The organism is Pandoraea faecigallinarum, from assembly GCF_001029105.3.
Taxonomy (GTDB): domain Bacteria; phylum Pseudomonadota; class Gammaproteobacteria; order Burkholderiales; family Burkholderiaceae; genus Pandoraea; species Pandoraea faecigallinarum.
The window spans coordinates 349,695-376,134 of the sequence record NZ_CP011807.3; the positions used below are offsets into that span (position 1 = coordinate 349,695).

A 26,440-nucleotide genomic window follows, 5' to 3' on the forward strand; every position below is an offset into this window, starting at 1 on the left:
TATCGCCAACTCCCTATTCTCTCCCTCCCCCCACCCACCTTCTTGTCGGAGGTATGTATGAGCAAAGAGAAAGAACGTTCGGGAACCGGTTCGACGACCGGCGCCGGTGCGCCGGCGGCAAGTGACCGGAACACGCTATCGGTCGGCGCGGACGGCCCGCTTCTGCTGCACGATGTTCACTTCCTCGAACAGATGGCGCACTTCAACCGGGAGAAGGTCCCCGAGCGTCAGCCGCATGCCAAGGGTGCGGGCGCCTTCGGCATTTTCGAAACCACCGAAGACGTGAGCCGGTACACGAAGGCCTCGCTGTTCAGGAAGGGCGCAAAGGTCGACCTGCTCGCACGTTTTTCCACCGTCGCGGGCGAAGCCGGTAGTCCCGACACATGGCGCGACGTGCGCGGCTTCTCACTCAAGTTCTACACCGACGAAGGCAACTACGATCTCGTCGGCAACAACACCCCGATCTTCTTCGTGCGCGACCCAATGAAGTTTCCGCACTTCATCCGCAGTCAGAAACGGCTGCCAGATTCGGGCTTGCGCGACAATCATATGCAATGGGACTTCTGGACGAACAATCCGGAGTCGGCGCATCAGGTGACCTACCTGATGGGCGATCGAGGACTGCCGCGTACCTGGCGGCATATGAATGGCTATGGTTCGCACACCTACATGTGGGTGAACGCGCAGGGCGAGAAATTCTGGGTCAAGTATCACTTCCATACGCAGCAGGGCATGGAGTTTTTCTCCAATGCCGAAGCGGCCAGGATGTCCGGGCAGGACGCCGACTTCCACCGCCGGGACCTGTTCGACGCCATCGTGCGCGGCGATTACCCGAGCTGGATCCTGTCGGTGCAGGTCATGCCGTATGCCGACGCGAAGGCGTATCGCTTCAATCCGTTTGATCTGACCAAGACGTGGTCGCAGAAGGACTATCCGCTGATCAAGGTCGGCAAGATGACGCTCAATCGCAATCCGGAGAACTTCTTTGCGCAGATCGAGCAGGCGGCATTCTCGCCGGGCAACACCGTGCCCGGTATCGGTCTGTCGCCGGACAAGATGCTGCTCGGCCGCGCTTTCGCTTACAACGACGCGCAGCGCAATCGCATCGGCACGAACTTCCATCAGTTGCCCGTGAACCGTCCGAAGGTACCGGTGAACACGTATATGTTCGATGGCCACATGGCGTTCGAGCACACCGGCAACGCGCCGGTGTACGTGCCCAACAGCGGTGGTCGTCCGTATGCCGATCAGACCGGTCCGGCGGAAGACGGCTGGGAATCGGACGGCGACATGGTCCGCAGTGCCTACACGCTGCACAAGGACGACGACGACTTTTCGCAACCGGGCGACCTCGTTCGCAACGTGTTCGACGACGCGTCGCGTGCACGTCTGGTCGAAACCGTCTCGGGCGCTTTGCTTGGCGGCGTGCGCAGCCCCGTGCTGGAACGCGCGTTCGATTACTGGAAGCAGATCGATCCGGATATCGGTGCGCGTATCGAGAAGGCGGTGAAGGACGCCAAGCAGTAGCGCAACGGTCCGGCGCGACAGGCGGCTGCGCCGTTATCGGCGCGCTAATCCCAGTGGCGTAATGGCGGCGGGCGACGATGCACGGCATAGTCCCCGCCGTTTTCGTTGGTGAACGGCTTGGCGTCGAGCGTGGCGATGCCCTCGAGAATTCTCTTCGCGGTGGGCGTGCTTCTCAACCGTTCATTTGCGTTTGAGTCCCACCGCGAAATCCCGCTGCTCAAGGCAATACTCGATGTCGTTTCCCGTCCAGCAAAGGATGGTGGCGGGCTTGATCGAGTTGACCAGACTCTGCGCGGTGTCCGAGTAGCTGCCGCTGACGAACAGACACCCGATCAGCGAGGAGGGGCGGCGCATCAGATGCGCGAGCAACGTCGCGATGGGTTCCTTGCTCGCCGTGCGCTTGGTGCGGGTCGATGGTCTCGAATAGTCCTTGCATTCGACGATGGCTGCGATACCGCCGGAATAGATCATGCCGTCGATCTGCTCGATGATCTTCCTGTCGTCGTGACGCACCCGGAACGGCCACCTCACCTTCGCGCCGCTAAGCTCGAAACCCTTGAGCACGAGATACTCCAGCGCCTTGCCTGCATCCCAGCCCGGTGTCGAACATTGCTTGACGTCGCGCCACAATCCTTCGACGTCCGTCCATCCGTAGCGCCTCACCCGTTCGATGTATTCCCTGTCTGCGACCATGCAGTCCTCCGTGAATCCGAGGTCGATTCTAGGGGCGCCGTCGAGGGAAAAACGACAACCGGCCGATTTATCGGAATCTGCCGATGGGGTTGGGATTTTCGTCCGAACGCGCAGGAAAAAACGTCACGCGCCTTCGTCTCTCTTCGCGTTTACGCAGATCGTCGACGTCGTTGCTACCGTCCGAGGCGCGCCAGTTCGGCCAGCGCGCGTTGAAACGCCGAGGCGTTCTTCATACCCTGATCTTCATGATTGGTATTGAACAGCACATGCGTGTCGTCGACGCGTGCGGCAATCCGTTCGACGCGCGCTGAGATGTCGATCAGCTCGCTCGCACTGTACTCGTAGACGAAGCGCCCCGACGAAGCCGACGAAGCCGACGAAGCCGACGAAGCCGACGAAGCCGACAAAGCGGCAGAAGCGGCAGAAGCGGCAATGCCGCGACGGTTCCACACCGCACCGTTGCGACCGTGCAGCCGGACGACACAAAGATCGTCGCGCGTCGTGGCCCAGACCGCGGGCACCGTGTTGTCGAAGCCCGACGGGCTGTCGACGATGGTGTGCGCGGCCCCTGTCTCGCGCAACATCGCAAGAGTGGCGGCTTCGCGTGAGGGGGTGTCGAACCAGCTACGGTGACGAAACTCGACGGCGTGCCGCTCGCCCGCGACTCGACGGGCCGTCTCGAACACGAGGGCGCGCCCGGCGCGGTCGTTTTGCACGCGTGGCGAAAACTGAAAATGGATGGCCGTCAGCTGGCCGCTCTGACGCAGCGGTTCGATCGCTTCGAGGTAGCGGCGCCAGAGTTCGTCGCGCAATTCGGCAGGGATGTCGCCCGGTGCGATTTGGGTCGCTCGTCTTGACAGCGGATCGTTCGGCGAGCCCATGGCCCGGGCGATGTCCGGAGGGAGCGCATCGAGCGGTGTCGTGTGGCCGGTGAACGCGCGAAACGCCTTGATGTGAAAACGAAACGATGGGGGCGTGCGTTGCGTCCATCGCCAGGCGACCGTGGCATCCGGCAGCCGATAGTAGCTGCTGTCGACCTCGACCACCTCGAACTTCGACGCGTAGTGACGCAGGCGTGCCTCCGGGGTGGCGACACCTGGCGGATAAAAGCGCCCGCACGCGATGAGCGTTGGGTCGGTCCAGGACGATGTGCCAGTGCGGATCGTCATCGGGGTGAGGGGGCAGGCAAGGGGATGCGTCTTAAATTCGCGAGAAGCTCGATGGGCGCCGAACCCATCGTTATAATGTATGAATATACAGTACTCGTAGAGCGTACCCGCCGCAAATTCGCATGTCAGAACAGCCGTCCGCCCCCGCCCGCGATCCATGGGCCGAACTCAACGACCGCCAGCGCGAAGCGGTCGACTATGGCGTGGGCGACGACGGCGCGCCAGGCGGCCCGCTGCTCGTGATCGCCGGGGCGGGGTCGGGCAAGACGAGCACGCTCGCGCACCGGGTCGCCAACCTGATCGTGCGCGGGGCCGATCCCAACCGTATCCTGCTGCTGACGTTCTCACGGCGCGCCGCCGGGGAAATGGAACGACGTGTGGGGGCGGTGTTGCAAAAAGTGTTGGGGCTCGCGTCGGCGCAACCGCCATCGCTCCCCTGGGCGGGCACGTTTCACGCGATTGGCGCCCGCCTGTTGCGTGAGTTCGCACCGCGCATCGGTCTGTCGGAGGCATTCACCATCCACGACCGCAGCGATGCCGAAGATCTGCTCGGGCTGGTGCGCCACGATCTCGGTTTCTCGGCCACGCAATCGCGTTTTCCCCTGAAGGGCACGTGTCTGTCGATCTACTCGCGCGTGGTGAACAGTCAGGCGCCGCTTGCCGAAGTGCTCGCCAGACACTTCCCGTGGTGTGCGCAATGGGAAGCGCAGCTCAAGCAACTCTTCGGCGGATATGTCGACGCCAAACAGTCGCAGCATGTCCTCGACTACGACGATCTGCTGCTGTATTGGGCGGAGACGATGGGGGCGCCGGAACTCGCGCGCGAACTCGACGCCCGCTTCGATCATGTCCTCGTCGACGAGTATCAGGACACGAACCGCCTTCAGGCACAGATTCTGCTGTCGATGAAGCCCAACGGGCGAGGCCTGACGGTCGTGGGCGACGACGCGCAATCGATCTACGCCTTTCGTGCGGCCACGATCCGCAACATTCTCGACTTTCCGGGGCAGTTCGCCGAGCCGGCGCACGTGGTCACGCTGGAGCGCAACTATCGTTCGACGCAGCCGATTCTCGATGCGTCCAATGCCGTGATTGCCGAGTCGAACGAGCGCTACGCCAAGGCGTTGTGGACGGACCGGCAGTCGGCTCGGCTACCGCAACTCGTGAACGTGAGCGACGAGTCGGGGCAGGCGCGCTGGGTCGCCGACCAGGTGCTCGCGCAACGCGAGACCGGTACGCGGCTCACGCAGCAAGCGGTCTTGTTCCGCACCGGCAGCCATAGCGCCGCGCTCGAATTGGAACTGACGCGCCGCAACATTCCGTTCGTGAAATTCGGCGGATTGAAGTTTCTCGAAGCGGCGCACGTGAAGGACATGCTGTCGATCTTGCGGTGGGCGCACAACCCGGCGAGCCGCCTGTCCGGGTTTCGTGTCGCGCAGTTGATTCCCGGCATCGGCCCGGTGAGTGCCACGCGACTGCTCGACGCGATGTCCGCGTCCACAACGCCGGCGCGGGAACTGGCGGCGTTCAAGCCACCGGCCGCGGCGGCCACCGAATGGCAGGCGTTCGTCGAAGTGTTCATGGTGCTGCACGACACGCGCCTCGCGTGGCCGGCGGACGTCGATCTCGCGCTGCGCTGGTATTCGCCACGACTCACCCAACGGTTCGACGACGCTGCCGTGCGCCAGGCCGATCTCGAACAACTCGCGCGCATTGCCAACACGTACGGTTCTCGCGAACAGTTCCTGACCGAGTTGACACTCGATCCTCCCGACGCCACCAGCGCCCAGTCCGGCCCGCCATTGCTCGACGAGGATTATCTGATCCTGTCGACGATCCACAGCGCGAAGGGGCAGGAGTGGCATTCGGTGTATGTGCTCAACGTGGTGGACGGCTGCATTCCGTCGGATATGAGCACGGGGGACGACGAAGATATCGAGGAGGAACGGCGGTTGCTCTACGTTGCCATGACGCGTGCAAAGGAGTCGTTGCAACTGGTCGTGCCGCAGCGGTTCTACGTCCATCAGCAAACGGGCATGGGCGATCGCCACGTGTACGGCACCCGTAGCCGCTTCGTCCCGGACAGGATGCTGCCGCTGTACGATATCTTCCCCAAGCCGCGAGAGGACGACGCGCCGCGCGGGCCGGTGGGAGATGTCACGGTGCATATCGATGTGGCCCGGAGGCTTCGCAATGCGTGGTCCTGAGATCGTGCTGCGCGACGCGCGTGCATCGGACGTCGACGCGCTGACACAACTTCTGATGCAGACCTATCACACGACGTGGGAGCCCATGCTGCGCCCGGAAGTCGCAGCGACGTTCGCAACGGGCGAGCGCACATGCGCGTACGTGCGGGCGCACTGGCATGAAGTGACGGTCGCCGTGCTGCATAACGTGGACCCGAACGCAGATGGCGATGTCGCCGGTATGGTGCACGTGATCGGCGATTTCGTCGACGCCTTGCATGTAGCGCCATCGCGCCAGCGACTCGGCATCGGGGCGCGCTTGCTCGCGCATGCCGAAGCGCAGATGCGCGCACGCGGTCACCGTCTCGCGCGCCTTGAAACCGATACGTTCAACGTGCAAAGCCGCGCTTTCTACGTCCGCAATGGCTACACCGAAGTTGCGACGTACCCCGACGAAGCGTGGGACAGCGGCCTCACCACGGTGCTGCTCACCAAACCGCTCTGAGACCGTCCGGTCATCGGGGTCTTTCGTCACGTTTGCGTTGTCAGGGGCGGAAATTTTCCAAAGTTGCCGTCTTTCGTGCATCGGGTATAGTCGCCGCATCGGCGGCGAGGCATGGCATATGTGGCGTCGCGACGACAGCCAAAGCGAACCGGGAGAGACGCGAATGCAGGGGTTGGTGGATCGGATGACGTTGTTGCCTACGGGCGTACTGCTCGTCGGCATGGCGATCGGAACGGCGGCGTTCGCCGTTTTCGTCGCCTGGCTGGCGCGCATCTGGCTGTTCGACCGGCTGGCGGACCCCAGCGAGGTGCGCGGCACCGTTGCCGACGTGGTCCACGGCAGCCTGCTCGCGTTCATCGTCTTCGTGCTGGCGCATGTGCTCACGGACGTGCGCGCCAACCTCGGTCATGCCGACGATCAGGCGCTGCATGAGGCGTCGGTGGTTCGACGGCTCGACCGCGAACTGAAAGCCGTCGGCGATGCCGATGCGCAGTCCGCACGCGTGCTGCTGCGCAACTATGTGAGTTCGGCCGTCACGGACGAGTGGAAGACGCTGAGCACCGCCGATCCCGATCTGTCGCCGAATACCGAAGCGGCGCTCACGGCGTTCGTCAGTGCGACGCGGCACGTGGTGGCGCGTCACGAAGACAGCGCCAGTTCGATCCGCACGCTGCTCGACCGGCTGGAGGAATCGCGGCAAGGACGCTTCGAGAATGCCACGAAGACGGTGCCCGCGGTGTTCTGGTGGGTCATCTCGCTGTTCATGCTGGCCGCCATGGCGATGAATGGCCGATACCCGGGCACGTGGAAAAGCAGCTTCATCATCGCCATTCACATGGGAGCGATCGGTATGGTGATCGCGCTGATCATCAATCTGGACGAACCCTTTCGGGGCGTATCGGGCATCTCGCCCGCGCCACTGGCGAAGTCGGTAGGCCTTGTTGTCCCGCACTGACGCGTGTGAACGACCGCCTCACCGGGTCCGCTGATTTTCCGACACTCATCCCTTCTCAGGACGCTCCCAATGACTACGTTTTCCCGGATGAGCCGCGCGAGCGTCGTCACCACGCACGCCTGCCGCCTTGCGACGACCGATGAACATGCGTCGCGCGAATCTCGTGTGCCGGAGCCGGCCGGACACGGTCGCCGGCCGGTGTCGCGACCCGCGCCGCGCAATTGGCGCCGCTGGTGGGCACTGTTCGCGATATTGCCGTTCGTGACGTGCGTTGGGGGATGTGGATTGCTCGCTGCGCCGTGCCGCGTGACATCGGCAGGCCTGAAGATCATTCCGGGGGTCGGGGGCGCGCTGGCGGTGCCGACGGACGCCTGCGCCGCGGCCATCGACTGACCGCACAAAAAAAGAAAGCCCGCGCGTTGCGGGCTTAATCCATATCAGGAGGAGACATGGAGGAGACGAGTTCAGTATAGGACGGCGTGTTGCGTTGCACCATATGTATATTTACGTAAGTGCCCGCATGTTGCGTTCCTGCAACGAAGGATTAAGTGTTTTTAAATCAAAGGCTTAAATGTCTTCGGCGCGTTCGTTATCACTGACGACCCCATCCATGTCCTGAATCATCCCTCTAATCATTGTGCGCGTGCACCCTTTTTCGACGACATCAGGTGAAGCACGAACGGCACCGAGTCACGCAGTGACGAATTGACCGTCGCGTCGTGGTCCAGCCCGGGGTAGACGCGCACCAGTGTCTTTGTCCCCGCCTTGGTAACGTCTTGTGCGAACGCCTTCTGCATGACGAGCGGCACGTCGATGTCCTCCGACCCCATGCCGATGAACACCGGGTGTTTGATGTGCAGCGTTGGATAGCGCAGCCATGGCATCTGGCTGTCGAGCAGTTTCTGAATGTCGGGCTGAACGCTGTTACCCGCATTGAGTCCGGCGGCAGTGGAGTGATCGGTCAACGTATCGATGCAGAGCGTGCGCGCCTCGTTGAGCACGGGCAGTGCCTGGGGGGAGAAATACTTTGCCGGATTCAGCGACGGATCGCGGTCGGCCGCCGACAGGAAGAGGTACATGACGTACGGAATCTTCGGGTCCGGCGCACCCGGATCGGGCTGACTCGCGAACAGCGTGCCGGCCGACGTACGGGCGTTGAAATACGGCGTTCCGGTCAGTACGGTCGCGACGACCTTGACGTCCGGCGCGTATTGGGGCTGGTAGCCTGCCGCGGCAAAAGCCGCGTGCGCTCCTTGCGACTGACCGACGAGAACGACGCGGTTCTGCAATGGGAATACGCTGCGTGCGGCCAGCAGGCTGTCGAGCACGCTATACGCCTGTGCACGGGCGTTCAGATAGTGATGTAACCCTGGCGAGCCGAGGCCCGCGTAGTCGGGGGCGACCACGGCGAAACCGAGCGAGAGCCAGGTGTCGAGATACTGGATGTCGCGCGGGCTGCGCACATTGAGCGATGGCGCGCATGCACTGGCGATGCCGACCGTGCCATGTGCCCATACGACGACCGGCCAGCCGCCGGGCGGGGTTGGCCCCCTGGGCAGGAACACGGCACCCGTGTCTTCACGCGCTTCGATGCCGCCCACACCGTCGATGGAACTGTACCGGATGCGGAATTGCTCGCCCGCTTCCGCGAGCCCGTAGTCGGCCTTCAAAGGCTGGCGCTCGACGATGGCGCCGTGGGGAATGGTGACAGGAGCGGTTTCGGGCGTGATCGCGTGGGCGGCGCGGCCAATGACCAGACTGGCGAACAGGGCGGCGCTGACGTAACGCCACAGGCGGTTGAACATGTTGGACTGTCCTCGTATTGGGTGATGCTTTTGAAGCTCGGGCGAGCAGCGCTTGCGCGCTGCCCCGGTTGCCTGCTGCTGTGGCCGGGCCAATACGGGTGACGTTACAGCGTCGCCCTGTGAAGGTCTCAAGCGTACCGAATCGATGCGTCCTCCGGCGTTGCTACCGTGGCTCGATCCGACTCATGCGACCCTCAACCGTGCGATGCCTGATTACCCTGCGCCTGCGAGGCGGCGGCCTGTTCGGCTTCGCGCCACGCCCGGCGCGAGCGACGCATGCGACGCAGGGCGAGCGACGACATCGTGATCCAGCCGAACGGGCGAGGGTCGACCAGCATGCTCACGGCCCGCGCGTAATCGAGCACCAGACCGGGGGTCCACGCCATCGTCTTGGCACGCTTGCGCAGTTGCGCCGCGACCCAAAGCTCGGGGGTCAGCCACAAACGCACGAACGTCCACCAGCCGGCGTCCGCGCCGTTTTGCAGTTGTCCCACACGCCCTTCGATCGCGGCCTCCAGCGCTTTGGCCACACTGCTTGAGCAATTGCGGTGCGTGAGGTTATACGTGGTGTCCTGCCGATACGTCTGCCAAAAAGCGGCCAATTGCTCGGGACTGTAGTTGCGAATGCGCACTTTGACCGTGGACGGACACCACGCCTTCGATTCCGTCGCGTAGTCCGGCTGGAACGTGCCGGGCACGTCGTTCTCGCGTGTGGCGCGCAGGAGTTGTCCGAATTGGTCGGGCGACCGGTCGATTTCCTTGGCGGGGTACAGGCTGACGTAGATGCCTTCGTGGCTTTCGAGCGCGGCATGGCCGGTAGAGATCACGCCGTTCTTATCGACGGCGGCGATGTAGCGATCGATGACCGGGTGGCGCCGTGCAGGCGCCTTGGCCGAGCCAGACGGTGTCCAGACGTGCACCGTGAGGGCCGGTTCCGCGTCGGTGGGCGGGCCGTCCCAGCGAGGCGCGCGGGGACGCTCGCGCCACAGCCGTCGCTTGTCTTCGGGGCTTCCCAGAATCTGTTCGACGCGGAAATCGCCACGCATGCGACGCGCGCGCATGGCCAACACCAGCACGTTCCATCCGGTGAAGAGGAGCCCGAGCCCGATGGCATAAGGCAGCGTGCCCTTGTAATGCGTGGGATACGGCTGATAGAAGAAGATGGCGACGCCGATCTCCAGCATGCCGGCGGCCATCGCCCAGGCCCAGCGCGGGTATCGCACCACGTACGCGGCCACGCATTGCAACAGGCCGTCGGCGAGGAACAGCGTGCCGAACAGCATCGACAGCCAGAAGTTGCCGTTGTGCTGATCGAACAGCAGGACGAGGACTGCCGCAACGGCGAACGTGCTGCCCTTGAGTCCGCGCACGAGTCGCTGGCCGCCGACGCCAATCGTGGCAATGACCAGCGTCGCCAGCCCCTCGATCAGCAGCAGCCACGCGAAGACCTTGAGGGGGAAGTGCACCACGCCATCGAGTGCATCGATGACCAGCGCAAGGCCGAAGGCGAAGAAAATCGCACCGATCCAGATCAGCGCGCGCGCCCGGCGACGCAGGTAATTAACGCCAAGCAACAATAGAATCAGACGTACCAACGCAGGATCTCCATCGCATGCGTGCGCCCCCCGCAATCCGGGGACGACACGCACCCCGAATGCGGGAGGGTGTGGATTAATTTGGGATGCAGCCTATTCGTGCCGCTATCTTAGCGCGTCAACCGTGACAGGCCAAAAACAAAGGCGGCGCGCTCCTTTCGGGGCGCGCCGCCAGGTGCAGCGCACAGCACAGCCGCATCGCCTCTTCGTCAAGGCACGATGCGGCGGACGACCGGCTTAGTCCTTCTTGCCTTCGAGCTGCGGCAGGGCGTCGTCGCTCGTCGACGTCAGCAAACCGGCCTTGGCGTACGTCATCAGCTTCTCGCGCGTGTCGACGATGTCGAGCGTGCGCATCGTGAGCTGGCCGATGCGATCGAGCGGCGTGAAGACCGAGTCGCCCTTTTCCATCGTCAGGCGCTCCGGCTTGTACGTGAGGTTCGGCGAGGTCGTATTGAGCAGCGAGTAATCGTTGCCGCGACGCAACTCGATGGTCACTTCGCCGGTCACGGCGCGCGCCACCCAGCGTTGCGCCGTCTCGCGCAGCATGATCGCCTGCGGGTCGAACCAGCGGCCCTGATACAGCAGACGGCCGAGGCGGCGGCCGTTTTCGCGGTACTGCTCGATGGTGTCTTCGTTGTGGATGCCGGTCACGAGACGCTCGTAAGCGATGAACAGCAGCGCGAGGCCCGGGGCCTCATAGATGCCGCGGCTCTTGGCTTCGATGATGCGGTTCTCGATCTGGTCGCTCATGCCCAGACCGTGGCGGCCGCCGATGCGGTTGGCTTCCTCGAACAGTTCGACGGCGTTGGCAAACGTCTTGCCGTTGAGTGCCACCGGCTGGCCTTCTTCGAAGCGGACCGTGACCTCCTCGGCCTTGATCGCGCAGTCGTCGCGCCAGAACGGCACGCCCATGATCGGCTGAACGATCTTGATACCCGAATTCAGATGTTCGAGATCCTTGGCTTCGTGGGTCGCGCCCAGCATGTTCGAGTCCGTCGAATACGCCTTCTCGACCGACATCTTGTAATCGAAACCGTTGGCGATCAGGAATTCCGACATTTCCTTGCGGCCGCCGAGTTCGTCGATGAACGTCTGATCCAGCCACGGCTTGTAGATTTGCAGACCCGGATTGGTCAAGAGACCGTAGCGATAGAAGCGCTCGATGTCGTTGCCCTTGTACGTGCTGCCATCGCCCCAGATATTGACGCCATCTTCCTTCATCGCGGCCACAAGCATCGTGCCGGTCACGGCACGGCCGATCGGGGTGGTGTTGAAGTACGTGACGCCCGCGGTCGAAATGTGGAACGCGCCCGATTGTAGGGCGGCGATGCCTTCGGCCACGAGTTGCGCGCGGCAGTCGATCAGGCGGGCGTTTTCCGCACCATAACCCATCGCGCGGCGCGGGATTGCTTCGTAGTCAGGTTCGTCCGGCTGACCCAGATTGGCCGTATAAGCGTAGGGAATCGCGCCTTTTTGGCGCATCCAAAGCAGCGCAGCGCTGGTGTCGAGACCGCCCGAAAAGGCGATGCCGACCCGTTGTCCCGTGGGGATATGTTGCAGAATCGTGGTCATCGGCGTGGAAAAGCTGGGTTTTTAACCTGTCAAGTATCCCCGTCCAGACTATGGATGGTCAAGTCTGACGGCCGATGGCTTTACGATCCGGCCGCCGGTTTACCGCAAATTTCCCTTGATTGCGCGGTATTTCCCGGCGCTCGGGAAGACCTTCCCGCGTTGTCATCCCCACCTCGCTACCACTGGGTGCCGGCCACGCTGCACGCCGAGGCCAGGAAGTCCGAGAACGCCCGAATCACGAGCGATGCCTGACGATGCTGGGGGTAGACGACATATATCGACGACGGTGCGGATTCGAAGTCGTCGAGTACCGTCACCAGACGCCCGCCCAGCAAGGCGGGCGCCACGATGAACACCGGCAGCCACGTCACACCCAGCCCGGCCGCGGCCGCGTCGCGCGCGAGTTCGCCGTTGTTCACGCGAAGACGGCCGGAGACGGGGATCTCCATGGGCTGCCCGTCGCGCGCGTAGTGCCAGATCACCCGTTGGCTATGGCCGTATGGCAGCAGCGCGTGATCGCGCAGGTCGTGCGGTGTCTCGGGGGTGCCGTGCGCTTCCAGGTAGCGCGGGCTGGCGCAAGTGACCATCCGCATGGGCGCAACGCTCCGGGCGATCAGCGACGAATCGGCAAGCGCGCCGATGCGCACGGCCACGTCATACCCCTCACCGATGATGTCGACCGTGCGGTCGTTCAACTCCAGTTCGATGGTGACGTCCGGATAAGTCGTGAGAAACGACGGGATCACCGAGCCGAGAAACATCGTGCCGAACGACATCGGCGCCGACACCCGAAGGTTGCCACGCGGGCGCTCTGCCTGACTGCTCACCGCCAGATTCGCGGCTTCGACGTCTTCGAGAATGCGTCTGGCCCGTTCGTAATAGATTCGCCCGAGGTCCGTCACCGACAGCCGCCGGGTGGTGCGCAGGAGCAACCGCACCCCCAGGGACTGCTCCAGCGACGAGATGCGACGGCTGACGAACTGTTTCGACAGCCCCAACTTCGCCGCCGCGCCGGTAAAGCTCATGGTGTCAACGGCCGTGACGAAGATGCGCATGTCGTCGAGCAGATCCATCGGCAAGATTTCCCGTCTTCAGAGAGTGAGGGGGGACAACGAGCCGACTTGCGCCGGTATTGTCACCCGAGGCCGACAATCTTATCCGACCTACGGCATCCTTTCGCCGGACGCCTGCTTCGGTACGACACGCCAACTGGCTAACGCAACGCCAGCCGCAGCCCCAGCAAAATCGCCGCCGTCCCCGCAACCGCCAGCGCCGTGGGTCGATGACCGAAGATGGCCCAGTCGAGCAGTGCGGTCACCACGGGCACCAGATAAAACAGACTGGTGACGGTCACGAGATTGCCCGTCGCGATCATGCGATAGAGCAGCAGGGTCGCACCAACGGAAATCACGAGTCCCATATAGAGCATCGGGAGCCAGAACCCTACCGTGCCGTCGAAGTGCAGCGGCTGCATCGGCGCGATCAGCAAGGCCAACGCCAGACCGACGGCGTACTGCAAGGGCAATACGTCGAGCGGCGTCTGGCGTGAGCCCTTTTGCGCGAGGGTGCCGAGCGTCATGCAGGCGAGCGCGCTCAGTGCCCATATCGAGCCCGCTGCGGAGAGCCTTGCCGACATCAGACTTTGTGCGACGACGAGTGCCAACCCGGCCAGTGCGACGGTAAGCCCCGCCAGACGCCGCGCGCCATGACGCCGTTCCAGCGCCACGAGCGTGAGAATCGGCTGAACACCGAGCACGGTCGCCAAGGCGCCGGGAGTGATGCCGTTCGCAAGCGCCAGCAGATACGCCGCCTGATACCCCCCGACGAGCAGCACCCCGGTGCCGACCACCTGCCACCGCGTGCCCGGCACCGGCCACCACTGTCGCCTCGTGAGCGCAATCAGCGTGAGGGCCGCGAGCGCGACGCCGAGGCGGATGACCAGAAACGCAAACGCCGACGCGTGCGCCAGCCCCCATTTGGCGGCCAGTGCGCCACCGCTCCAAAGCAGAACGAACAAAAGCGTCGCGCCATGCCGGCGCCACGCGAAACCGTCAACTTGCATCGATTTTCCCCTGTGCGGTTCGTCCCGTGGGCCGGATGGCACGCCGGCGCTATCGCGCCGCGCGCGAGCGGCTGGCGACGCGTAGCCGCACCAGTCCGGGCCGCGCAACGCGTGAAGACGAACGGAACGAAACTGAAATTCGGAATGAAAAAGCCGTGTGGTCGCGTGCCGGGTGACGATCACCCGGCCCGGACGTCGCCTCAGGCGGCGACGGCCACGCTTGCCACGACGTCGGCGACGACGTGTGCGACCACCATGGAGGGCGGTGCCACGCCGCACGGCGGGGGAGGCGCCGCGACGGCCACGACGGCTAAACGTCCGCGCAGCCGAGCGCCGGCACCGCGTTGCGGCGGCGAGACAGCGAGTCGGAGGGACGATTTGGCAGTCATGGATCGATGTAGAGATTCAGGCACGCTTGTCACTCGACAAGCGCTGACACACTGTACACGGCGCTTCGATGGCCAGCAAGCGGTGCGCCACACTTCGCCGAGGTTCAGGCCGCCGGCCACTCGCCGGTGCGCTCCACGCTCGGCGAGGCTTCGCCATCGCGCCAGACCTCGGGTAACGCCCCACGCACGCGCCGGACTTCCCGCACGCGCAGGCGGACCAGCCGCAGCGCACCTTCGAAGCCGCTTTGCGCGTCATCGTGCCAGAGCACTTCGGCATCGCCGGCGATATGCAGGAAGCCGCCCGACGCGAAGTCGACGAATACCATGCCCGCGCGCGGATTGACGTGCAGGTTGCCGAGTGTGTTGTAGAACGAGTTGCCGCGAAAGTCGGGCCACACCAGGGTGGTGGCATTTTCGACACGCACGAACCCCGGTTTGCCGCCGCGATGCGAGACATCCGTGCCGGCACTGCGTTCGGTCGCGCCATCGCCGGCGTAATGTGTGGCGATGAAGAACGTGTCCGCGCTCGCGATTTGCCGTTGCGCGTCGTCGTCGAGCGACGATTGCGACGGCTCGGCCACCGGCGGCGCTTCGTGCGCCTGCGATGTGCTCTCGCGCATGCGAATGTACTGCGGGCAGTTGCCGAAGCTCTGGGCAACACGCAGGGTGAAACCTTGTGTGTCCACGGCCTCGATGGTGCCGTTCACGCGATTGCGTCGCCGCGTCGACGGTTCGATGCCGAGCAGTCCGAGCGGCGCACCCGGTCGCAGCGCCCCATGCAGCGGGTCGGTCGGCGGCACAAAGGCGTTCACGCGCAACAATGCAGGATCGGGTGAGTAGGCAAAGCCGGGCGCGCCGCTGAGCAGCGTGGCCCACGGCTGCGCTTGGGCATCGAGCGCGCCCACGACGAGAAACGGCAGTTGCGCGAAGAACTGACGATGCTGATCGGGCATCGCGAGCCGGATGACCCGGGCGCCGACCTCCGCCATCGCATCGCGCGAACCGGCGAGCGTCTGCACATAGATTTCGCCGGCGTGAAACGGCGACTCGCGTTGAAGCGGCGACGGTGTGGGGGCGTTCATGGACGTAAGTGACCTAAGTGACCTAAGTGACGTAAGCGATGCGGCCCTCATGCCGCGACGGCGTTCAAACCGCACGGCGACGCGGGCATGGGCACGAAGCGTGGCAGCGCTTCGATGCGTGCCAGCCAGGCCCGCACGGCGGGATACGGCTGGAGCGATACGTTGCCTTCCGGGGCATGCGCGAGATACGTGTACAGCGCGACGTCAGCAATCGTTGGAATGGCGGCCGCGACGAAGGGCGTGGCGTTGGGTGCCGTGAGATGCGCTTCCAGACGCGAGAGCAGCAGCACACCGCGCTCGACCATTGCACTCGTATCGACGTCGCGATTGAACAGGACGGCCACACGCGCCGCGGCTGCGCCGAACGCCAGATCGCCGGCCGCTACCGACAGCCAGCGTTGCACGTGTGCGGCGGCCACGGCATCGCGCGGCAGCCATGTGCGTTGCGTGTCGTACCGGTTCGCGAGATAGACGAGGATGGCGTTCGAGTCCGCAAGCACCACGCCGTTGTCGTCGATGGCCGGTACCTGACCGAACGGATTGATGGCGAGGTATGCCGGTTGCTTGTGTTCTCCCGCACCGAGGTCGATGTCGACGGTCTCATACGGCAGATCCAGCAGATTGAGCATCAGTTCGATGCGGTGACAGTGGCCCGAGAGTATGAGTCGATACAGCTTGATCGGGCGATCCGGGCGGGCGGGAGCGTCGGTGTGGGCAGTGGCGGGCTGGGTCATGGGGCATCTCCGGGTTACGGGTGAGAACGTAGGCTCTGAAGCTCGGAGCCGTCACGCGATACCTCCATTGTCCATAACGCCGATTTCCGGATAAATGGTCTCAATATGATTTGACTACTCCGGAAATCGGAGTAATCATGCGCCGCATGGACAAACTTCGTGCAATGCAGACGTTCGTCGCCATTGTGGATCAGGGCAGCCTGAGCGCAGCGGCGCGAAGTCTCGACGCCTCCCTTCCGGCGGTGGTGCGCACGCTGGCGGCGCTGGAAACGTCGCTCGACGTGCGCCTGCTCAATCGCACCACGCGACGCATCGCGCTCACCGAGGAGGGGCGAGCCTATCTCGACACCTGCCGCCAGATCCTGAGCGAATTGCATGAGGCCGAGGCGCGCCTGGCTGCGCGCCACGAAGCGCCGTCCGGCACGCTTGTCGTCACCGCGCCGGTGCTGTTCGGGCAACTGCACGTCGCGCCGGCACTGTACCGGTTCCTGCGCGCTTATCCCGCCGTCAAATGCCGTCTCCTGCTCAACGACCGCGTCGTGAATCTGTGGGAGGAGGGGATCGACGTCGGTATCCGTATCTCGCCGCTCGACGACTCCACGCTCGTTGCACAAGCCATCGGTGCGATCCGGCGTGTGGTGGTGGCGAGTCCCGCATGTATCGCCGAGCAGGGCGAGGTGAAGCACCCGCGCGATCTGATCGGCAAGAATTGCATTCGCTCGCACGGCGGCGGCTATGGACAGTGGCGATTCTGGGAGAACGGTCGAGAGTCGGTCGTCGCGGTCGATGGCAATCTCGAAGTCAGCCACGGTATGACGGCCGTCGAGGCCTGCGTCGATGGTGTGGGCTACGGATGCTTCCTGTCGTATCAGGTGGCGGGGGCGCTGGCCGATGGGCGGCTCGTGCGTGTGCTGAAGGATTTCGAAGGACCCGCCCGGCCGGTGAGCATCGTCTATCCGCATGCGCGCTTGTTGCCGTCGCGCACGCGGGCATTCGTCGACTGGATGAAGCGGGAGCTGCACACCGTGGTGATGACGTAGGCGGCGTCATGCCCGGAGCGCCAGACAAAAGAACGCGGAAAGCGACGGAGCCGCTTCCCGCTTAAAAAGCCCGCCGACGCCAACCGGCGGGCCGCTTCGTTCTTTCACCGGTCAGGCGGTGGCCATGTGCCGTGTGACCGGACGCGCGTTATCCGTTCTCGACTGCCGGCTTACCAGCCACGGTGCCAGCCGCGGTCATGCCGCTCTTCCCAGCGACGATGTTCCCAGCGGCGCTCGCGCCAGTCGTCCCAGCGATCGCGACCGTAGTACACGACCGGTTGCGGCGCGCGGTACACCGGGCGCGGTTCCACATACACCGGCTGCGGTGCGACGTAGACGGGCGCCGGCGCGACGACCGGCGCCGGAACGCCGAGATAGAGGCCGACGTCCACATGGGCCGATGCGGCGGTCGATGCAACAGCGGCGGCAGCGCCGAGGGCAGCGATGATGAGAATGCGTTTCATGGTGTCCTCCATGAGCGCGCGCAGCGTTTTGCGGGATGCCGTCGACTGCGTGCGCGTGGGCAATGAGCCTGTGAGCCGGGATCGGTGACGCGGGAGCCGGGGACCTTGCTTTCCGGACGGGGCTTTCGTCGAACCGTTGATGCCAGTCTAGCGATGGCCTCGCGTAGCAGGTGCTACGAGGGTGTTCGGGATGTGTCGTTTTGTAACGCGTGTGGACGTCGCGCGAATCGCCCGGCGCCGCCGCCGTATGGTGCGATGACGCCGGCGTGCGAGCGGGAGGAACGGGGGGAGTGGGAGGGGAAGCGATCGCCGAAAAAACAAAAGGCGTCGCGCGAAAACGCGGACGCCTTGTGTTTTTTGTTCGTTGGTAGGCTCGATTGGATTCGAACCAACGACCCCCACCATGTCAAGGTGGTGCTCTAACCAACTGAGCTACGAGCCTGGAAAGACCGCGAGTATATGGGGAATTTCGGAGGCTGGCAAGCGTTTCGCAAAGGTTTCGCAAAAAAAGCTGAAAAAGTCGATGCGATCGATGCATGAACATTCGTGCGGCTTACTCGCTGCGTCTGGTCCGGGGTGAAGGCGGTGCCGCCGACGCCCCGCGCCTGGGCTTCATGCGAACCCAGATACCCTTGTTGCCGCCGCTGCCAGCGCGCTGCTCCACATCGAACAGACCGATGGTCGCCACCAGGTCGCTCAGCTTTCCGAAACCATAGTTGCGCGCGTCGAAGTCGGGGGCCTGCTTCGCGATATGGCTGCCCATCGCGCCGAGGGAGGCCCATCCGTCTTCGTCCGACACGCCCGTGACGGCGTTGCGCAGCAGTCGCACCAGACGGGTGTCGCGCTTGAGTTCCGACGCGCTGCGACGCTTGCGCGGTGTGGGGGCCTCGTCGTCGTCGGGCTCGTCATCCTGGCGCAGCAGTTCGGTGTAGATGAATTTGTCGCACGCCGTGACGAAGGGCTGTGGCGTTTTGCGTTCGCCGAAGCCATACACGATCAGTCCCTGCTCGCGAATGCGCGACGCGAGCCGCGTGAAGTCGCTGTCGCTGGAGACGAGGCAGAAGCCGTCGAAGCGCCCGGTGTAGAGCAGATCCATCGCGTCGATGATCATGGCGCTGTCGGTGGCGTTCTTGCCGACGGTGTACCGGAACTGCTGAATCGGTTGAATCGAATATTCGAGCAGGCACTTCTTCCAGCCGTCGAGATTCGGTTTCGTCCAGTCGCCATAGATGCGCTTCACGCTCGCCACACCATACTTGGCGACCTCGGTGAGCAATCCTTCAACGATGGCAGGCGCGGCGTTATCGGCGTCGATGAGCACGACGAGCGTGGGGCCCTGAGCGGCCACTGGCGTTGCGACTGGCATGGCGGAGTTCCTTTGACGTGAGCGCTGGCGCGTTGCGATGCGCCCCGACCTGTCAAACGTGTCGGGAGGCTCGCATGACGTTCGTGACGTTCGCATTATGGCCCGGAACCGTGACCGCCATGCCTCGGACGGTTCCGATTTTTCCGCGCGACGAACTTCCCGGCGTCCGCGTCACCGCGTCGGTCCACGCTCGAACCGATATTGCCCGGGGCATTGACGACCGCCAGCCCGAGCGTGCACACGTCCTTGCGCGCTATTGCGCACTGTTCGCGGCCTGCCCGATGAGTTCGATCACCCGCTTGGGATCGCGCACTTCGTTGGCGAGCAGCAGCACGACTTTGGCGAGCAACAGCTCGCGGCTGTCTTGCGGTGCGGCGTCGATGGCCAATGCCAGCGTGTCGTAAATGTCTTCGAGGCCGGCAATGGCGGATGGTTGGGCGGTCATGATGAATTCCTCGGTTATCGTCGACACCGCCGTTCAGCGGCGCGCCGTCGCTTGCGCGAGCGCGTCGGCCAGGCGCGAAGCGTCCAGGCGCTGCCACCGCGCGCAGATGTGGTGGTCGGGGCGCACGAGATACGATGTACCCGCTTGTGCGCCGTACTTTGCCGCGGCACGGCCGTTCGCATCGGCCAGTGTGAGATCGGCGCCGCCAACGTCGTGTTGCGACGTCGCGAAGGCGATCACGCGCAGCGCCACACCACGCTCGCGCCATGTCTCGATTTCCTCGCGCAGCGCGCCGGGCAGCGGGCTATCGCCGAACGTCACCAGATGAAACGCGGCCCCGAGGTGGTCGTAGAAATAGTCGTTCTCGCCGAGCTTCACATTGGGTGCCGGTGCGCCAACGCCAGGCCCTGCGCGCATGGCCGCGTTGTCGTCGCTCGGGCTGTTGAGCGGCGAGTCGCGATAGTCGTGGGCGCGCGACGTGCGCCAATGGAACAGCGGACGAACGAATTCATGATCGAGCGAGAGATCGAGCACGGCGTCGCGCAGCACACGAAAACCATGCGACGGCGGCGTCATGAAACGGGTGCTCTTGCCCGCCTCGGCGATGATCTCGCGCGCGGCGCCCACGCGGTCGTGCGTATAAGACGCGAGCAGCGGCGCCGGTGCCGAACCTTTCACGACCGCCGCGAGTTTCCACGACAGATCGATGGCGTCCTGGAAGCCGGTGTTCGCGCCGCGCACGCCGAAGATCGGCAGCAGGTGCGCGGCGTCGCCCGCGAAGAGAATGCGTCTGTGCACATAGTCGGGCAGCGTCAGCGCGCGAGCCGAATACACCGAGCACCAGTCGAGTTCCCAGGGCTTGCCGCCCAGTCCCATCATGTCGAGCTGCGCGTCGATGCGTTGGCGAATCGTGTCGGGTTGCAGCGCGTGTTCGGACGTCTCCTCGACCGGCAATTGATAGTCAACGCGCCAGATGCCGCCCGGTTCGCGGTGCATCAACACCGTGTTGCCGGGATTCCAGTCGGGTGCGAAGTAGGCAAGCCGCTCGGTCGGCAAGTCGAGATCGATGCGAATGTCCGCGATGACGAAACGCCCCTCGTAGCTTGCGCCTTCGAAGCGCAGGCCGAGCGCGGTGCGCACCGTGGAGCGGGCGCCGTCGGCGGCCACCAGCCAGCCGGTGCGCTGCGTGTACTCGCCTTGCGGCGTGTCGATCTGCAACGTAACGCCGTCGTCGTCCTGCGTCATGCCAATGAGCTTGTTGCCCCAGCGAATCTCGACGAGCGGCTCGCGCGCGATGGCCTCCACGAGATAGCTCTCCAGCACGTTCTGCTGCAAGTTGATGAGCGGCGCGAAGCGATCGTCTTCGTCGACCGGCGATTCCATGCGGAACACGCGCTGGCCACGATAGTACGAATTGCCGCTCGTCCATGGCAGGCCATTGGCGACCACGGCGTCCGACACGCCGACGGCTTGCAGAATTTCCTGCGAGCGACGCGTGAAGACGATGGCACGGCTGCCTTCCGAGACCTGCTGCTCGGCCTGCAACACGACACAGCGCACGCCGTGGCGCGCGAGGGCGAGCGCCGTGACCATGCCGATGGGGCCGCCGCCCACGACGGTGACGGGCGCGTCCGGCGCGCTGCTGTGCGGTGCGGGCTGCGGATGGTAATGCGCGTAGACGCGATACGCGTGGTAGAGCGATGCGCGCGGAGTGGTCTCTGGTTTGTGCATGGCGATGCGGCACCCGAAAGGCGGCTCGGCGCGCGTGCAGCGGGTCTCGTGTCTGCGGCGAGACGGCGCATGCACCACGCGCGAATGACGCGAGACGTCATCGAGCATTTAGTTGCTAACGCAACAATTCTAGTGTGCTAATGTTGCGTTCGCAACAAAATATCGACCCATTTCGTCTAGGGGAAAACACTGAAATGCGGCCATCCCACAAATCGCTCGACCAGTTCCTGACGTACAAGATGCACCGCCTGATGAAGCAGCACGACAGGCGCATCTCTCAGTCGTACGCGCATGGCGCGCAACTGAGTCTGGCGGAGTCGCGTGTGCTGGCGGCCGTCGGCACGGCCGGGGCATTGTCGAATTCGGAGCTGGCACGCCGCGCGAATCTGGACAAGAGTCAGGCGAGCCGCGGGGCGGACGGGCTGGTCTCGCGCGGGCTGGTGCGCCGCGCGCCGGACGAGCACGACGGCCGCGCGGTAAAAGTGACCCTCACCGCCGAGGGCGAGCGCGTGTGGCGTGTGGTGATCGAGGCAGCCCGCACGCACTACGAGCGGCTGTTCGAAGCGCTGTCGGACGACGAAATGCGCGTGTACGAACGTTTGCTCGACAAGTTGTTGCTGCGCTCGGACGAACTCGACGAGCAGGCCTGAGCCGCTCACGACACGGCGCAACACCCAAGGCGTCGAGAACGAAACAGCGCACCCAAGGGCACCCGGGAGTGCCCTTGATTTTCAGAACGTCAGCGTTTTGGTCAGGTCGCCCGGCGGGTTTGCGCCGCGTGCGGCGAAGGCGGCGTTGCGGTAGGCAATGCCTTCGAGCGTGGGCAGATCGTGCAGACGCGTAACGAAACGCAGGATCGACGTGGTGTCGTAGAACGTGTGATCGACATTGCCGCGTTTGGCGAACGGCGAGACCACGAGCGCCGGAATGCGCGAACCCGGCCCCCAGCGATCCCCCTTCGGCGGGGCGACGTGATCCCACCAGCCGCCATTCTCGTCATACGTGATGATGACAACCATGTTGTTCCACTGCGGTGACTTCATCAGATGCGCCAGCACGTTCGCGACGTGCTGGTCCCCCGACTCCACGTCCGAATAACCGGCGTGCTGATTCAGATTGCCCTGCGGCTTGTAGAAAGTGACGGCGGGCAGCTTGCCCGCGATTGCATCGCCGATGAATTTGTTCGAGATCGGGCTATCGCCTTCGCCTGCGTCGCGCAGATGCGTTTCGCGTGCCGCCGTGCCCGGTGCGAACTGGGCGAAGTAATTGAACGGTTGATGGTGATACTGGAAGTTCGGCTTGTCGGCCCCCCCCTTGTGATCGAGCGCGGACTGCCACGCCCCCGCATACCACGCCCATGACACGCCCTTGTCCGAGAGCAGGTCGCCGATGGTCGCGTAGTTTTGCGGTGGCAGCGTCATCGGATTCATGGGATCGGCCATTCGCTTGTCGCCCGAGGCGGCGGGTTTGACCGGTGACGGCTGATAGGCCGGCATCATCGTGTTCACGGCGTAGTTGTCCGGCGTGATCGCGCCGTCCCGCACGAATTTCGGTTTGCCGTCGGCGGCCGAGGCGGGCGACTCCGGCGAGATCGCCAGACGCACGCCTTGCGGGCCGTCGGCCAGCACGGCGATCTTGTCCTTGGCCGGGCTCTGTGCGGCGTTCGGATACATCGGCGGGCGCGCCGTCACGAGGAACTGATGGTTCAGGAACGAACCGCCGAAGGCCGCCATGAAGAAGTTGTCGCACATCGTGTACTGCTGGGCGATCTTGTACATGTCGAGCGTTTTGGCGGTCTCACCGTAATAGCCCATGACCAGACCGCCCGAGTCGGCCCATGCGGCGAACTGGTTGTTCGCACCGTCGTTGATCTGCATCTGGTTCTGCCAGAACAGATGCCACAGATCGCGCGTGATGACCGATGTCGGCAGCAGCTTGCCCTCGGCGTCCTTGAGCATGAAAGGCGCGTTCGGCTGGCGAGCGATGTCTTTCTCCGCGATGTGGTACTTCTTGCCGCCGATCGTCTGAGCGCGCGGCACCAGACCGTCGAAGACCGGGGGCAGCAGCGACATCGGCGTCTTGCCGTCGCGGTCGAGCTGCGTGTAGGCCGACGCGGGTACCTTCGACAGCGGCTTTTCCAGTCCCGGGAAGTCGGCGAACAGGTTGTTGAAGCTGCGGTTCTCGAGATAGATCACGACGACCGTTTTGACGTTCGCCTTGAGCTGTGCATCGAATGTGCCCCCCGTCGCGACCGCCGTCGGTGCGCCTGCGCCGCCTTCGGTCGCACAACCGCTCAGCGCGGCCCCGGTGGCGCCGGCCGCGCCGATGGCGGCCAGTCCCTGAAGAATGCGGCGACGCGACGGGTTCGCCGGATCGTCGTCGTGCGAGAGCTCAGGGTCGAGTGCCGGATCTTGCGGCTGGGGCGTGGTGTCGTGCGTCATGATGTCCTTGGTTGACGTGTCGGGCAGTGGGGCGCGCGTGAGCGCCCGCGACCGTGTCGGCAAGGCGTGACGCAAGGGGGTGCCGTGCAACAAGTACGGCGCGACTTCGTCAGCTTGCCCGGGCGGGCGAGGCAAGCGACGTTTTTACGCGGGGAATGTGACATTTCGGTGACATCTCCCGGACGCCCCGCAGCGCGAAACGCGGCGAGATTCGGTGGAGCTTGCGTGATGGCGGCGGGTGGAGGCGGGCGGAGGCGGGTGGAGGCGGGAGCGCCAGGCCGCCGTGGACTTGCGATGTCGTCCGCTCAGGCCAAGGGCGCCGCACCGCGTCCCGGATAGCCGGTGTCTTCGAACAGTCCCGTGCGGAATTGCAGCACGAGATCGTCGATCAGCGCGCGCAGGGCGCTTGGCATTTGTTTGCGGGAAATGTAGACGCCGTAGACGGTCATCTCGCGCGGCACGTAGTCGGGCAGCAGCGCACGCAGCGTGCCGTCGCGCAGATGCGGCAGCGCCGAGTAGACCGGCTGCATCGAGATGCCCGCGCCAGCGAGCGTCGCCGCGAACACGACGTTCACTTCGTTGGCCGACAGATTGCCCCCGACCGGCACGCCGAGCGGCACACCGTTATGTGTGAATTGCCAGAGGCTCTTGCCGAAATACGTGTACGTCAGGCAGTTGTGAAGCGCAAGGTCTTCGGCGCGCTCCGGCGTGCCATGGCGCTGAAGATAGGACGGCGCGGCACAGACCACCGAATGACATGTGGCGAGCTTACGGGCGATGAGGCCCGGTGAAGGTTCCGTCGTCACGCGAATCGCCAGATCGATGCGCTCGTCGACCAGATCGACCGTGCGATCCGCGACCACCAGGTCGATCGCCACGCCCGGATGCCGCACGATGAAGCGCGTGACGGCCGCAGCGAGAAACGCCTGCCCGAGCGAGGTGCTGCACGCCACGCGCAACAGGCCTCGCGGTGTGCTGCCCGCGTTCGAGGCGCTGGCCAGATCGTCGGCGATGCCGAGCATTTCGCGACAGCGCGGCAGGGCGTCGTTGCCGGCGTCGGTGAGGCTGACGGCCCGTGTGGTGCGATGCAGCAAGCGCGTGCCGAGCCACGCTTCGAGTTCCGCCAGATAGCGCGAGACCATCGCGCGCGACATATCGAGACGCTGTGCCGCGGCCGTGAGCGAGCCGCGTTCGGCCACTTCCGCAAAGACACGCATTGCCGTCAGACGGTCCATGATTTGCTCGATCGATGCAACAAAGTGATCGTCATTATGGGCTTTTTTTGCGCGAGTGGCGTGACTACGATGACGTTCATGGACAGCGCGCGCCGCGTCGTGCGAGCGCGCCGCAATACCCCCGGGACACTGAGATGACGCAAGCCACCCTGCATTACATTGCCGACCCGCTTTGCGGTTGGTGCTACGCCGCGGCGCCGCTCGTGCGTGCCGCACGCGACGTGGCGGGCCTGGAGGTCGCGTTTCACGGCGGCGGCATGATGGCCGGCCCGAACGTGCAGCCCGTCACGCCGCAATTGCGCAGCTACGTCATGCCGCACGATCACCGGATTGCCGAGCTGACCGGCCAGCCGTTCGGCGATGCCTATTTCGACGGGCTGCTGCGCGACGATACCGCCGTGTTCGACTCCGCGCCCCCGACCGCCGCCGTGCTGGCCGCCGAAGCGCTCGCAGGGCGCGGCCTCGACATGTTCGCCGCCGTGCAGCGCGCGCATTACGTCGACGGCAAGCGGGTGGCGGATCGCGACGTGCTCGTTGACCTTGCGGTGGCCCTCGGCCTCGATCGCGACGCCTTCGCAACGGCGTTCGATGCGCAGGATGCCGCGGCGCTCATGCAGCACTTCCGCGATAGTCGCGCGTGGCTGGCTCGTGTGGGCGGCAGCGGCTTCCCGACGTTCGTGCTGGAGATCGACGGCCAACGCGAGCGGCTCGAACCGGGCCGCTACCTTGGCCAGCCCGATGCATGGCGTGACGCGCTGCGCGAACGTCTGCTCAAGTATTCCCCCTCACTCCCAGGAGCCTCCCGATGAAAGTCGCCTTGATTGGTATTACCGGTCGCGTGGGTACACGCGTTGCCGAAGAACTGCTGCAACGCGGTCACACCGTGACGGGTATTGCACGGAATCCCGAACGTGTTGAAGCCGGGCCGGGCCTCACGGTCCTCAAGGGCGACGCCTCCGACCCGTCGTCGCTGACCCCGCTGCTGACCGGTCACGACGCTGTCATCAGCGCCGGCCGCTTCATGACGATGGACGCCGCCAAATTGATCGATGCCGTGAAACGCGCCGGGGTGCCGCGTCTGCTGGTCGTGGGCGGCGCGGGAAGTCTGGAAATTGCGCCAGGCAAGGCGCTGATCGACACGCCGGAATTCCCCGCCGCCTACAAGCCCGAAGCGAGCGCCGGACGGGTGTTCCTGGACGTGCTGCGCACCGAGCCAAAGGACGCTGCGCTGAACTGGACCTTCCTGTCGCCGTCGGCACTATTCGAGCCGGGCGTGCGCACGGGCAAGTTCCGCATCGGTGGCGACGAGCTGCTCGTCGACGCGGGCGGCAAGAGCTGGATCTCGATGGAAGACTACGCCATCGCGCTGGTCGACGAACTGGAAAAAAACCAGCACCCGCGCACACGTTTCACGGTCGGCTACTGAGCGCGGCGGCGCGCCGAT

At 64.6% G+C, this 26,440-nt stretch carries 24 protein-coding genes and 1 tRNA gene; 9 read left to right on the forward strand and 16 right to left on the reverse strand.

Annotated elements, in window-relative coordinates; translation table 11 throughout:
- Positions 1-57 precede the first annotated feature (57 nt).
- Positions 58-1,527: a catalase gene (locus tag AB870_RS01525; protein WP_047906655.1), complete on the forward strand. Its 1,470-nt coding sequence runs from the start codon at positions 58-60 to the stop codon at positions 1,525-1,527.
- 180 nt (positions 1,528-1,707) lie between these two features.
- Here the strand turns inward: AB870_RS01525 and AB870_RS01530 are convergent, their stop codons facing one another.
- Together AB870_RS01530 and AB870_RS01535 are read right to left on the reverse strand one after the other, a co-directional pair.
- Positions 1,708-2,220: a hypothetical protein gene (locus AB870_RS01530; RefSeq protein ID WP_047906656.1), complete on the reverse strand. Its 513-nt coding sequence runs from the start codon at positions 2,218-2,220 to the stop codon at positions 1,708-1,710.
- Positions 2,221-2,393: 173 nt separating this feature from the next.
- Positions 2,394-3,389, reverse strand: a complete 996-nt coding sequence (locus AB870_RS01535; RefSeq protein ID WP_047906657.1) for a DUF72 domain-containing protein — start codon at positions 3,387-3,389, stop codon at positions 2,394-2,396.
- Positions 3,390-3,511: 122 nt separating this feature from the next.
- Between AB870_RS01535 and AB870_RS01540 the strand changes: the two genes are divergently transcribed.
- From AB870_RS01540 to AB870_RS27440, 4 genes are all read left to right on the forward strand, one after another.
- On the forward strand, positions 3,512-5,596 hold the full coding sequence (locus tag AB870_RS01540) for an ATP-dependent helicase (protein ID WP_047906658.1): 2,085 nt from the start codon (positions 3,512-3,514) through the stop codon (positions 5,594-5,596).
- Positions 5,583-6,080, forward strand: a complete 498-nt coding sequence (locus AB870_RS01545) for a GNAT family N-acetyltransferase (RefSeq protein WP_047906659.1) — start codon at positions 5,583-5,585, stop codon at positions 6,078-6,080. The genes AB870_RS01540 and AB870_RS01545 overlap by 14 nt, the downstream gene beginning before the upstream one ends.
- Before the next feature lie 184 nt (positions 6,081-6,264).
- Entirely contained in the window at positions 6,265-7,035 is a 771-nt protein-coding gene (locus AB870_RS01550; RefSeq protein WP_167362664.1) for a bestrophin-like domain, read from the forward strand.
- Between the two features lie 240 nt (positions 7,036-7,275).
- Positions 7,276-7,428: a DUF6726 family protein gene (locus AB870_RS27440; protein WP_335645732.1), complete on the forward strand. Its 153-nt coding sequence runs from the start codon at positions 7,276-7,278 to the stop codon at positions 7,426-7,428.
- 239 nt (positions 7,429-7,667) lie between these two features.
- Here AB870_RS27440 and AB870_RS01560 read toward each other — a convergent pair whose 3' ends face one another.
- The 7 genes from AB870_RS01560 to AB870_RS01595 form a co-directional block, all read right to left on the reverse strand.
- Positions 7,668-8,840 (reverse strand): alpha/beta fold hydrolase, encoded by a 1,173-nt coding sequence (locus AB870_RS01560; protein WP_053059523.1) that lies wholly within the window; start codon positions 8,838-8,840, stop codon positions 7,668-7,670.
- 194 nt (positions 8,841-9,034) lie between these two features.
- Positions 9,035-10,435 carry an HdeD family acid-resistance protein gene (locus AB870_RS01565; protein WP_047906662.1) on the reverse strand — a complete coding sequence of 467 codons (1,401 nt, stop codon included), beginning with the start codon at positions 10,433-10,435 and terminating at the stop codon, positions 9,035-9,037.
- 237 nt (positions 10,436-10,672) lie between these two features.
- Positions 10,673-12,007 (reverse strand): argininosuccinate synthase, encoded by a 1,335-nt coding sequence (gene argG / locus AB870_RS01570; RefSeq protein WP_047906663.1) that lies wholly within the window; start codon positions 12,005-12,007, stop codon positions 10,673-10,675.
- A gap of 176 nt (positions 12,008-12,183) precedes the next feature.
- Positions 12,184-13,080 carry a LysR family transcriptional regulator gene (locus tag AB870_RS01575; protein WP_047906664.1) on the reverse strand — a complete coding sequence of 299 codons (897 nt, stop codon included), beginning with the start codon at positions 13,078-13,080 and terminating at the stop codon, positions 12,184-12,186.
- A gap of 140 nt (positions 13,081-13,220) precedes the next feature.
- Positions 13,221-14,069, reverse strand: coding sequence for a DMT family transporter (locus AB870_RS01580; RefSeq protein ID WP_047906665.1), 849 nt, complete (start codon positions 14,067-14,069; stop codon positions 13,221-13,223).
- A gap of 493 nt (positions 14,070-14,562) precedes the next feature.
- The gene (locus tag AB870_RS01590; protein WP_047906667.1) at positions 14,563-15,540 is read right to left on the reverse strand and encodes a pyridoxamine 5'-phosphate oxidase family protein; all 978 of its coding nucleotides are present in this window, start codon (positions 15,538-15,540) and stop codon (positions 14,563-14,565) included.
- A 47-nt stretch (positions 15,541-15,587) separates the two neighbouring features.
- Positions 15,588-16,274, reverse strand: coding sequence for a glutathione S-transferase family protein (locus AB870_RS01595; protein ID WP_047906668.1), 687 nt, complete (start codon positions 16,272-16,274; stop codon positions 15,588-15,590).
- A gap of 146 nt (positions 16,275-16,420) precedes the next feature.
- On the opposite strand from AB870_RS01595, the gene AB870_RS01600 reads away from it, so the two are divergent.
- Positions 16,421-17,314, forward strand: coding sequence for a LysR family transcriptional regulator (locus AB870_RS01600; RefSeq protein ID WP_047908674.1), 894 nt, complete (start codon positions 16,421-16,423; stop codon positions 17,312-17,314).
- A 170-nt stretch (positions 17,315-17,484) separates the two neighbouring features.
- Here AB870_RS01600 and AB870_RS01605 read toward each other — a convergent pair whose 3' ends face one another.
- The 5 genes from AB870_RS01605 to AB870_RS01625 form a co-directional block, all read right to left on the reverse strand.
- On the reverse strand, positions 17,485-17,778 hold the full coding sequence (locus tag AB870_RS01605) for a hypothetical protein (protein WP_047908675.1): 294 nt from the start codon (positions 17,776-17,778) through the stop codon (positions 17,485-17,487).
- Positions 17,779-18,143: 365 nt separating this feature from the next.
- Positions 18,144-18,220: transfer RNA gene (locus AB870_RS01610), tRNA-Val, on the reverse strand.
- Between the two features lie 111 nt (positions 18,221-18,331).
- Positions 18,332-19,144, reverse strand: coding sequence for an NYN domain-containing protein (locus AB870_RS01615; RefSeq protein WP_047906669.1), 813 nt, complete (start codon positions 19,142-19,144; stop codon positions 18,332-18,334).
- A gap of 253 nt (positions 19,145-19,397) precedes the next feature.
- Positions 19,398-19,589: a hypothetical protein gene (locus AB870_RS01620; protein WP_047906670.1), complete on the reverse strand. Its 192-nt coding sequence runs from the start codon at positions 19,587-19,589 to the stop codon at positions 19,398-19,400.
- Positions 19,590-19,622: 33 nt separating this feature from the next.
- Positions 19,623-21,320, reverse strand: coding sequence for an FAD-dependent monooxygenase (locus AB870_RS01625; protein WP_047908676.1), 1,698 nt, complete (start codon positions 21,318-21,320; stop codon positions 19,623-19,625).
- 194 nt (positions 21,321-21,514) lie between these two features.
- Here AB870_RS01625 and AB870_RS01630 point away from each other — a divergent pair, with 194 nt between their 5' ends.
- Complete coding sequence (locus tag AB870_RS01630; protein ID WP_047906671.1) at positions 21,515-21,970, forward strand: MarR family winged helix-turn-helix transcriptional regulator; 456 nt, start codon at positions 21,515-21,517, stop codon at positions 21,968-21,970.
- 81 nt (positions 21,971-22,051) lie between these two features.
- Here AB870_RS01630 and AB870_RS01635 read toward each other — a convergent pair whose 3' ends face one another.
- Entirely contained in the window at positions 22,052-23,761 is a 1,710-nt protein-coding gene (locus tag AB870_RS01635; RefSeq protein WP_047908677.1) for an acid phosphatase, read from the reverse strand.
- A gap of 305 nt (positions 23,762-24,066) precedes the next feature.
- Positions 24,067-24,996, reverse strand: coding sequence for a LysR family transcriptional regulator (locus tag AB870_RS01640; RefSeq protein ID WP_047906672.1), 930 nt, complete (start codon positions 24,994-24,996; stop codon positions 24,067-24,069).
- Positions 24,997-25,130: 134 nt separating this feature from the next.
- Between AB870_RS01640 and AB870_RS01645 the strand changes: the two genes are divergently transcribed.
- Both AB870_RS01645 and AB870_RS01650 read left to right on the forward strand, forming a co-directional pair.
- Positions 25,131-25,805, forward strand: a complete 675-nt coding sequence (locus tag AB870_RS01645; protein ID WP_047908678.1) for a DsbA family protein — start codon at positions 25,131-25,133, stop codon at positions 25,803-25,805.
- Positions 25,802-26,422 (forward strand): NAD(P)-dependent oxidoreductase, encoded by a 621-nt coding sequence (locus AB870_RS01650; protein ID WP_047906673.1) that lies wholly within the window; start codon positions 25,802-25,804, stop codon positions 26,420-26,422. Before AB870_RS01645 ends, AB870_RS01650 begins: the two co-directional genes overlap by 4 nt.
- Positions 26,423-26,440: the final 18 nt, after the last annotated feature.

Bases quoted from the DNA above. Each gene is read 5' to 3' on its own strand.
- AB870_RS01525 (WP_047906655.1), top strand. From the start codon at position 58: ATGAGCAAAGAGAAAGAACGTTCGGGAACCGGTTCGACGACCGGCGCC.
- AB870_RS01530 (WP_047906656.1), bottom strand. From the start codon at position 2,220: ATGGTCGCAGACAGGGAATACATCGAACGGGTGAGGCGCTACGGATGG.
- AB870_RS01535 (WP_047906657.1), bottom strand. From the start codon at position 3,389: ATGACGATCCGCACTGGCACATCGTCCTGGACCGACCCAACGCTCATC.
- AB870_RS01540 (WP_047906658.1), top strand. From the start codon at position 3,512: ATGTCAGAACAGCCGTCCGCCCCCGCCCGCGATCCATGGGCCGAACTC.
- AB870_RS01545 (WP_047906659.1), top strand. From the start codon at position 5,583: ATGCGTGGTCCTGAGATCGTGCTGCGCGACGCGCGTGCATCGGACGTC.
- AB870_RS01550 (WP_167362664.1), top strand. From the start codon at position 6,265: ATGACGTTGTTGCCTACGGGCGTACTGCTCGTCGGCATGGCGATCGGA.
- AB870_RS01560 (WP_053059523.1), bottom strand. From the start codon at position 8,840: ATGTTCAACCGCCTGTGGCGTTACGTCAGCGCCGCCCTGTTCGCCAGT.
- argG (WP_047906663.1), bottom strand. From the start codon at position 12,007: ATGACCACGATTCTGCAACATATCCCCACGGGACAACGGGTCGGCATC.
- AB870_RS01575 (WP_047906664.1), bottom strand. From the start codon at position 13,080: ATGGATCTGCTCGACGACATGCGCATCTTCGTCACGGCCGTTGACACC.
- AB870_RS01580 (WP_047906665.1), bottom strand. From the start codon at position 14,069: ATGCAAGTTGACGGTTTCGCGTGGCGCCGGCATGGCGCGACGCTTTTG.
- AB870_RS01590 (WP_047906667.1), bottom strand. From the start codon at position 15,540: ATGAACGCCCCCACACCGTCGCCGCTTCAACGCGAGTCGCCGTTTCAC.
- AB870_RS01595 (WP_047906668.1), bottom strand. From the start codon at position 16,274: ATGACCCAGCCCGCCACTGCCCACACCGACGCTCCCGCCCGCCCGGAT.
- AB870_RS01600 (WP_047908674.1), top strand. From the start codon at position 16,421: ATGGACAAACTTCGTGCAATGCAGACGTTCGTCGCCATTGTGGATCAG.
- AB870_RS01605 (WP_047908675.1), bottom strand. From the start codon at position 17,778: ATGAAACGCATTCTCATCATCGCTGCCCTCGGCGCTGCCGCCGCTGTT.
- AB870_RS01615 (WP_047906669.1), bottom strand. From the start codon at position 19,144: ATGCCAGTCGCAACGCCAGTGGCCGCTCAGGGCCCCACGCTCGTCGTG.
- AB870_RS01620 (WP_047906670.1), bottom strand. From the start codon at position 19,589: ATGACCGCCCAACCATCCGCCATTGCCGGCCTCGAAGACATTTACGAC.
- AB870_RS01625 (WP_047908676.1), bottom strand. From the start codon at position 21,320: ATGCACAAACCAGAGACCACTCCGCGCGCATCGCTCTACCACGCGTAT.
- AB870_RS01630 (WP_047906671.1), top strand. From the start codon at position 21,515: ATGCGGCCATCCCACAAATCGCTCGACCAGTTCCTGACGTACAAGATG.
- AB870_RS01635 (WP_047908677.1), bottom strand. From the start codon at position 23,761: ATGACGCACGACACCACGCCCCAGCCGCAAGATCCGGCACTCGACCCT.
- AB870_RS01640 (WP_047906672.1), bottom strand. From the start codon at position 24,996: ATGGACCGTCTGACGGCAATGCGTGTCTTTGCGGAAGTGGCCGAACGC.
- AB870_RS01645 (WP_047908678.1), top strand. From the start codon at position 25,131: ATGACGCAAGCCACCCTGCATTACATTGCCGACCCGCTTTGCGGTTGG.
- AB870_RS01650 (WP_047906673.1), top strand. From the start codon at position 25,802: ATGAAAGTCGCCTTGATTGGTATTACCGGTCGCGTGGGTACACGCGTT.